Below are 10,719 nucleotides of genomic sequence, written 5' to 3' on the forward strand. Positions count from 1 at the left end.
GTTTTTTCTCATCATCACCCATCCGCATGATGGTGACCGGTGTTTCATCTGCATGCAGCACCTGCTGTTGTAGTACCACCTCTTTTAAGGCATTGGCCAGAGGTTCCAGTTCTACACCGCAGCGACCAATCTGAGAAGCATTGCTTCGCAAGAGATAACGTGGATCTGGACAGATCAATGCCAGCCCGCTGATAGATCAGACGTTGACGGTACAGCGGCAAATGATCGGCATATTTCGATACCAGCACATGGCTGAGCAGTTCAGGTGAAGCAATGCCTTTATCAATCACATAGGCAGGCATCGCTTGCTGAGTCAGGGTGTCACACTGATCACAGACCCATTTGCCACGGACATGCTGTTCCTTGTAGAACTGTGCCGGTCTGAAATGCAGTTTTTCACTGATATCTTCGCCGATACGACGTAACTGGCAGCCACAACTGCATTGGGTTGATGCAGGTTCATGCTCAATACGGATGGTGTGTAGATGATCTGGCAGCAGTCGACGTTTAGGTTTGTTGACTGTGGCTTTCTGTGTCGCTGCATGGGTTTTATCTGCATTTAATCGTTCTAGTTCCAGATCAACAGCGGCAATATCTTCTTCGACCGCTTCATCCCAGAGATGGATTTGTTTTGCGGTGAGATGTTCGTTTTTACTGCCAAATTTGTGCTGTTTAAATAGTGCGAGCTCATGCTCGTATTTTTGCGTGAGAATGGAAAGATGTTGAACTTTGGCATCCAATTGCTGGTTTGATTTTTCTAATTCTTGATTTGATTGTGCCAAAGACTGATGCTGCATTGCCAACTGCCGGGTAAATTCCAGCAGTTGTTCATGGGTCAGTTGGCTTAAATCAGGCAGTGTATTCATGACCGCAGTATGCCTGAGGTCATGAGAAGAATGAAATAGAACGTTTGGAGAATAGCAGAATGGACCAAGCTAGTTTAGAGCATTGTGACCACTTGCTGTCGTCCAATGCGCTGCCAAGGCAAACCCTGGATCAGTGCCTGTAACTGTTCTGGACTGAGTGCCAGGGTTTCACTCTGATGAACTTTAGCCCAGTGAAATTTGCCCTGTTCCAACCGCCGAGCACACAGCCAGATCCCCAGTCCATCATGTACCAGCACTTTCATACGATGGCCACGTTTATTACAGAACAGGTAAGCACAATGCGGTTTAATGTAGCCAAAGGCTCTCACCACCTGAGCCATGGCCGTATCCATACCTGCACGCATGTCCATGGGCTGGGTAGACAACCAGATTTCATCGATACGGATCATGTTGTAAGTGCCTTGAGTAATTCTGCTAAAGCAGATATTTCTGATACTTGCCATTTCAAGCCAATTTCTGCTTTTGAGTGGGGTAAAGTAATTTGAACTTTTAACATGTCAGTAGGAGTATGATCTAATGGTGCAGAGCAAGATAAGGCAATAAATGCAGGTTTATTCGGTAGTGGTGAGCGATCACTCCTTGGCTTAGCATCAATTAAGCGAATCCATTTGGATACAAGATTTGTATTCAATCCATGTTGCAAAGCGACTGAAGCAATTGAAACGTCTGGTGCTTTACACGCCTGAATGATCTGCTGTTTAAATTCAGCACTATATGTTCTTCGTATTATCGTAAGAGATGCGATGGATGTCTGGTTATTTGTAGTCATAAATTTAAGTTCCCACTTGTTTTTAAGTGAGGACTAAATTAAGGCTTATAGGACGAATTCATAAGATGTGTTCAGCGGACGCTTACAATTAACACTTATAAAATCTGCTTTATAAATTAAAAATCCCTCTTTTTAAAAGAAGGATTTTTAGTAGATTGATGACGTTTATTCGACTTAACGCTCGGTTAAGGCATTGTTTTTCGCTTTTAAAATTGGTTTAAGTAAATAAGAAAGAATTGTTTTCTTACCTGTCATAATATCCAATTGAACCGTCATCCCTGGAATCACAGACAATCCTTTACCGAAAGTTGGTTTGTCTGTCACTGCACGGACGATATAAAACATATTGCCTTTTTCATCGGTAAATGTGTCTGGGCTAATATGTTTTACTTTCGCATTCATTCCGCCATAGATTGAAAAATCATAGGCCGTAAATTTAATCACCGCAGGCAAATCTGGTCGTACAAAAGCAATATCTTTCGGAGACACTTTTGCCTCAACGATCAATTGACCATCTAAAGGCACAATTTCCGCCACTTGGTCGCTTGGTTTCACAACCCCACCAATGGTATTAAAGAAAATTTTCTGCACGATACCATTGGTCGGTGAACGAATATCGGTGGTTTTCACTCGGTCTGCTACGCCTGAAATACTTTCTTTTAAACTCACCAACTGCGCTTGCGCTTCTGCTAATTCATTGCGCCATTGGTTTTTCAAACTGACCGCAGCTTCAGAGGTTCTTGATTGCGCTTCGCCGATTGAGGCTTGCGAACCACGTAAGTTTGCTGCTGCCTGCTTACGCTCACCATCGGCATTGGAGACATCACGCTCTAAACGCAAAATATCCATTTCCGACACCGCACCAGTCTTTAACAAAGGTCGTGTGGTATTGAGTTCACGCACTGCAAGTTGATAGGCTCTTTCAGCTTGTCCGAGTGCAGCTTGAGCACGTTGCGATTCCTGTTGACGAGTCGAAACCGTACCTTGATTGGTCATCGTTCTTTGGCTCAGTTCGCGCAAACTTTCCGCATAATACTGGCTTTCTTGCGCCATAATGATTGCGGCCGCATCAGGTGAAACACCGGCTGGCACGCTGCCAGAAGTATAACCTGAGCCACTGACCTGTGCGCTTAAACGTCTTGCTTTGGTTTGTAAGGCGAAAATCTTGGCATTGATTTCATTCAAATTAGAAGTAAAACGGGTTGGATCAATACGAATTAATAAATCGCCTTTTTTGACATGTTGCCCTTCTTGAACATAGACTTTTTCAACCACACCGCCATCGACCGATTGAATAACTTGCATCTGTTGAGAAGGAATCACTTTTCCTTCACCGCGGGTAATTTCATCGACTTTGGCAAAACCTGCCCAAAGTAACAGACCGACAAAAGTCACTGCAATAATATAAAGTGTCATTCGTGTTTTGAGTGGTTTTTGTGATTGCGTGACTTCCTTAACCTGACGTTGCCAATCATTTGCATCGGCAGGTTGATATTGTTTAAACAAACGCAAACGCCCGAAAAAAGGATTCATCACCTTTTCAGAGTTTTCGATACTTTTGCCTACGCCTTGAAATAATTTCTCGCGATTGGTTTTGTTTTGTTCTTCGCTCACGACGTTACTCCTGCAGCTTTTTCTTGTTGAGGAAACATCGCGTTCAAGACCGTTTCTTTATCGCCATTTGCAATGATCTTGCCATCTTCAAGAATGATAATTCGATCGACCAAAGCCAATAAAGCAGGTTTATGCGTGACCAAGATCAATGTGTGTTGGGCTGTCATGTATTGTTTTAAATGATGAATCACATGATTTTCCAATGGTGTGTCCATCGCACTGGTCGGCTCATCAAAAATCAAAATTTTCGCATTTTGAGCAATTGCACGTGCGACTGCGATTGCTTGACGTTGCCCGCCCGACAACTTGTGCCCTCGCTCACCCACTTGCAAAGACAAACCATCTTCATGTGCTTTTAGAATCTGCCCTAAACCCGAAATGACTAAACTTTGTTCCAAAACCGTTCGGCTGACATGTGGATTGCCCAACACAATATTCGACAACACCGTACCATTCAATAAGTCGATGTCTTGTGGAATATAACCAATTTGGTTGCGTAATTCCGCAGGATCAATCTGTGCAATATTGGTTTGATCAATAAATACCGTACCCTCTGTAGGTCGATAAAGTGACAATAATATTTTTTCAATCGAGCTTTTACCAGAACCGACTTTACCCAATATCGCCACTTTTTCACCTGCGCGAATCGATAGCGTAATATCTTCTACAGCGGAACGTGACTCATTCGGATAGCGCAAACTGACATTTTTAAATTCAATATTACCAATAAGATTGGTATGACTGACCCAACCTTTTAGATTTTCTCGCTCTTGTTCCGCTTCAACTGTTTTGTTCAATAAATTTAATGCACTTGACGCTTGATAATATTGAGTAAGTAAGCCTGCAACCTGTGCAATTGGGGCCAACGCACGAGTCGAAATCATATAACAGGCAATGAGTGCGCCTTGCGTGAGCTTGCCTTCAACAATCAAGTAAACCCCGATGATGATAATGACCACGCCAACGGTTTGTTGAACCCATGACGCAAAGTTTCCAACCGTTCCACCCAAAAAACGTAACTTTGCAGAATAATGCACGGTAAAACGGGTGGCTTTTTCCCACAAAGCTTGCATACGACCGTTAGCATTAAAACTCTTAATGGTTTCTTCATTGTTTAAAGTTTCAATTAACAAGGCTTGACGTTGTTGTGAAGCTTCTGCCATCGCATCAGATAATTTTTTCAAATTGACATGCACTGACAACGCGTGCAATAAAATGATAAATGCTGCAATGAGCAGCGGAATCACAAACACCCATGAAATGATACAAATGACCGCAAGGAACAATACAAAAAACGGCAGATCGACTAAGGAAACAACAGTCAATGAACTGGTAAATGAACGAATCGATTCATAGGATTGAATATTTGATGCCGTCATACCAACCGACATATTATTCTGCTCCATGCGACGACCAAGCACTTTTTCCATGATATAAGCAGATAGTTTATTGTCTGCACGCGTCGCAGCTAAATCGACAAAATAACTGCGTCCTAACTTTAAAACAAAATCGGCGGTAATAATAATCATGATGCCGAGTGCCAAAACCCATAACGTATCCAATGCATGATTTGGTACAACTCGGTCATAAACGTTCATCACAAAAAATGGCGAACATAAGGCAAAAATATTGACGAATAATGCGCCGAGCAAAATATCTTTATAAATTGAACGATGTTCACGAATTACACGCCAAAACCAGTGCTGCTGATTTTTTTCCATTTTCAATTTGTTATCGACAATAAATTGACGTTGCTGAAGATAAATCACTGAACCGACATACTGCGCTTGCAATTCTGCAATCGGTATTTGCTTCACTGTATCGGCTGATTCAGGAAAATAAACGGTTGCTAGTTGCTGCTCATGATCAATTCGATACAACACACAGGCAGTATTATTTTTTAACAATAAAATTGCAGGAAACACAAAGTGATTTAACTGTGCTAAACCTTGCTGCACTATATTACTAGTCAAACTGACACGATCTGCCGCACGTGCAACAAAGCTCGGAATTAGTAAACCATTGGGCAAAGGCAAGCCAGAAAGTAGCCCTTCTTGGGTAATACTTACCTCATAATCTTTAGCCACCCGAATCAGGCATAACGCTAAAGGGTCAAATATTTGTGTTGTCACTTATTCACCATGGGTCAAAATGCATTTTGATTTTTTGAACTAAAACTTGCTATTAATAGACCTCTCTCATAAGTTTTTAAACCCCACTTGCGGAATATATTCCTCATCCCCCTTTTTAAGGGGGAACTATAGGGGGTTATGAAAGAGGTCTAATTAATGTATTGCTTCCAACGAATCAATAACAAAAACTTCTCTTATATAAAATGTATATTTTACGAACAAAAATAGGGCACACGTTGCACCCTATTTTCAATTCATCAGGTCATTATTCTGCTGCTTGTGCTTGAACAGTTGCAGAACACATATTCGCTGCATTAATTTCACGCTGACTCACTTCTGATACAGCAGGTAAATTATCACGTTGAATACCGAGTGCAGGCAACAATTGACCAGTACTATACAATGTTTGGAATTGTGCAACTTTCAAGTCGTATTGCGTAGTGACATAAGCACGATTGGCTTGAAATGCTTCGTTTTCTGAGTCAAGAACGTCAAGTAATGTACGACGGCCAATATCAAACTGATCGTTATATGCTTTTACAACGGATGCAGATTCATCACGATGACGTTGCAACCATTGCAACTGATTAGTGTAATTATTGACATTATTGTAAGCTACAGTAGACGTTTGACGAATATCAACACATGCTTTATTTTTCAAATCATTAGATAATGAAACACGTGCATTGGCAGCATTCATGGCTGCTCTGTCTGCAAAACCATTAAATAGATTGTAGTTAAGTCTTAATTCAACTGCGCTATCTTGCCCGTATTTATCGTTATCGGGATTGCTACGCTCATCAAAACTATTACGGTTTTGATATAAACCTGTACGCGCCACAAACGAAAGTTTCGGGTACATATTGGCTTTAAATTCTTGAGCACTCGCACGCGCATATTGCATTTCACTTAACGCAGCTTTTAAGCTGTTGTTATTGTTGTACGCAGAGGTAATCAATTCTTGTGTGTTGTTTGGCAGTGCCACATTCACACTTACTGGCGCAAGATTACTACTTGGCTCCACCCCAACAATTCGTGCAAAACGTGCAGATACATCATTTAAGTTGGCCTGTTCAGTCATCAAGTTGGTTTGAGCCAGCGATAAACGACCTGTGATTTGTGACAAATCTGCTCTATTACCTACACCCTGATTGGTACGTTGTAATACTTGATTATAAACACGTTGATGATTTGCAAAATTTCCTTCTGCCAAACCAACCAGTTCGCGATAACGCTGTACATCTAAATATGCTTGAGTTGCTTCAAGTGCTTTTTGTTCAATACCTGCATTCAAATCGTAATAACGTTTTAGCGCAGCATAATCGCCTTGTTCAACTTTGCTTTTAATGCGAAAACCATCGAACAACACTTGCGTTAATGCAATTTCTGCCTGACCTTGATTGAACCAACCACGATCGCCATCGAATTCACGGTTACCTTTGCCGTACGCTGCATTCAAATCTAACGACGGTAAGTATCCAGCACGTGCTTGTTTTTGATTTGCTGTTGCTTCAAGGAAGCTAAACCATTGAGTTTGTACTTCTGGATTATTTTCAATGGCAGTTTTAGTGACAGATGTTAAGTCTGCTGCTGAAACATTCATCGCTGCAGTTGCTGCTACGAGCATTGCGATTTTAGTTAACGTTTGTTTTTTCACAGGTTTACCCTCGTTTTGAATCATGTTGTATTTGTCCAATGCTGTCATCTATATTTGAAAAAGCAAATAGAGGGTGAAATTGATTTCACCCTCTCTTGACGTTTATGTTGTTTGGAAGTTCGTTTTAGTGATCATGTCATTTAAGGCAGTGAATGTTTGGCCTTCTACCACAATGTTGACACTTATCGTGTCCGCGGCGTTATGAATATCGATTGTGCTGCCAGTTACGGTCACAAATTGGCTCAAAGTTCCCATATTGCCATCCCAGCCAAGTGCATCAAGCAGTGCTTTAGCGTCAACTTTGTCGCCTTGTGCAAGGCTAAAGTCTTTGATTATGTCTGTAGAGCCATCAGCGTCATTGGTACCGTTGGTTACGAGATTACCTGTCGTTGTATTCAGCGTTTTACCCCAAACAAAGGTATCAGCACCTGTACCACCAAACAGAATATCGTTTCCAGCACCGCCAATCAGAATATCTGCACCACCTTGACCATACAAAATGTCATTACCCATACCGCCATCTAGCACGTCATTTCCACCGCGTGTATCTGCTGTGGCATTGAAACGGCTGATGCCCGTTGTCGTATTCGATTCCGCTTTAATGTAGTTGTACAAATCAATATCTTGTACACCTAAACTAGCATTCACCAAGGTGTAATCGGATGGACTGAGACTTAAATACTCTTTTAATGCTGCCATACCTGAACCTGCGGCATCTGGCTGATTGGCTGCATCCAAATTACGGCCTGTCCAGTCTAACCAATCCGTATTGATGGTATCGCCAAACATGACATCATTTCCATTACCACCAAACAGTTTGTCATTTCCGACTGGGTTCAAAGTAGCCGATAATCCACCAGCCTCTAAAGCATATTGGAATTGATCTGCGGTTAAGACAATATCAGGTTGACCGCCAGTCGTTGTAATAGTGTCCGTTCCCGCACTTGTATTGCGTTGCAGATTATCAATTCTCACAACATAGTCACCTGTACCCGTACCAGAATTATCCTCCACCTCAAACTGCAAACGATATGTTCCCGCAAGCAAGATACCTGATTGCATAAAGAGCCCTGTAGAATTAGTTCCCGATGGAGCATGGTCATTCGATGCAGCATTTGAACCCACTTCAACAGTTTCCCAAACGCCACTATTTTGGCGTTGTAATTTCCAAGTGAAGGCATCACCAGCAACCCAATTACTACGACCATATTCGAAGGATACAAATGTGCTACTTCCTGTCACTGCAAAGCTTGGACCTTGATACACTGCAGCCACGCCATTACCTTGTGTGCTATCTGCAAGTATCAATTTATTTGTATTCAGCGTAGCAGCCGTAGCATCAGCACTTGCCACCCAAGCAGCTGGTGCATTATTACCCGTTGCATTGTCAAAGTTAGCGATAGGGTTGGGTGTAGGTGCTGACGAATCAGTGACATTTACACCCGATACATTCTGCGTTCCTACATCAATCGTAATATTGCCAATACTATCCGTATTATCAAACATTTGAAGCCAAGGTTTTTTAACTCCAATACCTAGCCCAATTGCTGCTACAGTACTTATTGAGCCTATCCCACCATTACCACTAGTTTGATTATAACCATGATCAAACGTACTCTTCGACTGACTTAGAATCGTATTAAATGCAGCGGCATTTTGAGCTTCAGATCCACTTCCTGCTTCAGTATTACCATTCATATAAAACGTCGGGTTACCATCGGTGATAAAGAAGGTTAAGTTTTTGTAGCCCGCAATCGCCGTACCATCGGCATTTGTTGATGCTCTATCAGTTGCATCGGTACCAGCAGTCGTATCATTTGCTCCCGTAGATAAACCTTTAAACCATCTTTCAGCTTCATTAAATGCAGCTTCGTAGTTCGTTCCACCGCCCTGAGTCAACGCATTGATTGTATTATTTAAAGCAGTCCAATCACCATTGACTACATCTGCAATACTAATGGTTAAGCTAGTTTGTGCTAAACCTGCAAACTTGATCAATGCAATATTGATATGGCCACCATCTGCTGTACCTGCTTTTGCGGCAAATGGCAATACGGTATTTTGAATATACTGCTTTAATCCATCTTTTAATAAATTCAAGCGTTCGTTAGCATTACCACTACCTTGATCTAGATCAAACCTCATACTACCTGACACGTCGAGAATGAAGGCCATGTTGTAGTTTGTACCAGGTTGGAGAACGGTTTTTACACCACCCCCATCTCCGACTAATACGTCATCACCATTACCACCGATTACGGTATTGTCACCATTATTCACTGGTGAACCTGGCGTACCCGGTGCTTGGATGACATTCACTGTAATATCTGCCACAGCAACATTACTTTGGTTACCATCGACGTCAGTCACCTGTACTTCGACATGACGAATCAAATCTTTGTTCGGTGTAGTCGCGTCTGCTGCAAAGGTAATATTTTTAATCGCAGTTTGATAGTCCGCAAGCGTTGCATTACCCGTCAAGGTAATGGTATTTCCATCATTTGACGCAACAGTAATCCCTGCTGGCAAAGAGCCTACTGCAAGGACATCACCTAATTCAAACCCAGCACCCGCTGTGCCCTGCAACTTAATCGTTGCCGTGGCAATATGTTGTCCAGCTGCATCCGCATCGGTGATCACAGTATCAACATCACCAATAGTTACTGGCGCACCACCATCAACAAAGTGTGTCTTATATCCTGTACCCGTAACACCAGAACTATTATTACCATCAAGATCAATCAGCGGACCTGCAATGGTTATCGTACTAGTCGTGTCAAGATGCTCATATTGACCACCCGTCGCTGTATTAATCGCATAGGTATGCGGCAACGCAGGATTCGGATTGGCAAAAGTCACCGAACCTGTGGTTTGACCCGCAAGAATGGTAATCGTAGGGCCACCATTGGTTAGAGTGATGACAAGATTCGTCGTCAACGGTGCATGATCTACTTGCGCAGTAAGCGTAATCTGACCTGTAACGTTACTGGTTGAGCCATCTAGTGTAATAGTGGTCGGGTTGATGGTGTCGTTCACGGTCACTGTCGCAGTATCCGTGGTCACTAGATTTTCAAATTCTGCGCCACCGGTATAGCTGCTGATGCTCACGCTGTAGCTTTCGCCATCTCGGTATACGTCGTCGCCTTGTACCGCAAATGGCGTCGATTGCACGATGTCACCCGGGGTGTAGCCCACGTTAAAGGTCACGGTTGAACCGTTGCTTAAGGTCAAGACCACAGGGCCTGCAGTCGGTGCATGATCCAGACTGGCACCGATCGTCGCGGTTCCTGTGCCTTCATCCACGCTCACGTTATTCAGGGTCACCGTGGTCGGGTTGATGGTGTCGTTCACGGTCACTGTCGCAGTATCCGTGGTCACTAGATTTTCAAATTCTGCGCCACCGGTATAGCTGCTGATGCTCACGCTGTAGCTTTCGCCATCTCGGTATACGTCGTCGCCTTGTACCGCAAATGGCGTCGATTGCACGATGTCACCCGGGGTGTAGCCCACGTTAAAGGTCACGGTTGAACCGTTGCTTAAGGTCAAGACCACAGGGCCTGCAGTCGGTGCATGATCCAGACTGGCACCGATCGTCGCGGTTCCTGTGCCTTCATCCACGCTCACGTTATTCAGGGTCACCGTGGTCGGGTTGATGGTGTC

General features: G+C 43.1%; 6 protein-coding genes and 1 pseudogene. All 7 read right to left on the reverse strand.

Annotated features, from left to right (window positions below; all coding sequences use genetic code 11):
• Positions 1-866: pseudogene (locus MF4640_RS17150) on the reverse strand (IS66 family transposase); the annotation flags it as partial.
• A 74-nt stretch (positions 867-940) separates the two neighbouring features.
• Entirely contained in the window at positions 941-1,330 is a 390-nt protein-coding gene (gene tnpB, locus MF4640_RS17155) for an IS66 family insertion sequence element accessory protein TnpB (RefSeq protein WP_101495495.1), read from the reverse strand.
• Positions 1,273-1,656, reverse strand: a complete 384-nt coding sequence (tnpA, locus tag MF4640_RS17160) for an IS66-like element accessory protein TnpA (protein WP_078390350.1) — start codon at positions 1,654-1,656, stop codon at positions 1,273-1,275. The genes tnpB and tnpA overlap by 58 nt, the downstream gene beginning before the upstream one ends.
• A 174-nt stretch (positions 1,657-1,830) precedes the next feature.
• Positions 1,831-3,270, reverse strand: coding sequence for an HlyD family type I secretion periplasmic adaptor subunit (locus MF4640_RS17165; RefSeq protein WP_078390351.1), 1,440 nt, complete (start codon positions 3,268-3,270; stop codon positions 1,831-1,833).
• Entirely contained in the window at positions 3,267-5,402 is a 2,136-nt protein-coding gene (locus tag MF4640_RS17170; RefSeq protein WP_078390352.1) for a type I secretion system permease/ATPase, read from the reverse strand. The genes MF4640_RS17165 and MF4640_RS17170 overlap by 4 nt, the downstream gene beginning before the upstream one ends.
• A 265-nt stretch (positions 5,403-5,667) precedes the next feature.
• Positions 5,668-7,083, reverse strand: coding sequence for a TolC family outer membrane protein (locus MF4640_RS17175; protein ID WP_227518682.1), 1,416 nt, complete (start codon positions 7,081-7,083; stop codon positions 5,668-5,670).
• A 78-nt stretch (positions 7,084-7,161) separates the two neighbouring features.
• The coding region (locus MF4640_RS17180) for a beta strand repeat-containing protein (RefSeq protein ID WP_078390353.1) at positions 7,162-10,719 on the reverse strand (3,558 nt) is incomplete at its 5' end.

The organism is Acinetobacter sp. MF4640 (assembly GCF_002018895.1).
Classification (GTDB): Bacteria; Pseudomonadota; Gammaproteobacteria; order Pseudomonadales; family Moraxellaceae; genus Acinetobacter; species Acinetobacter johnsonii.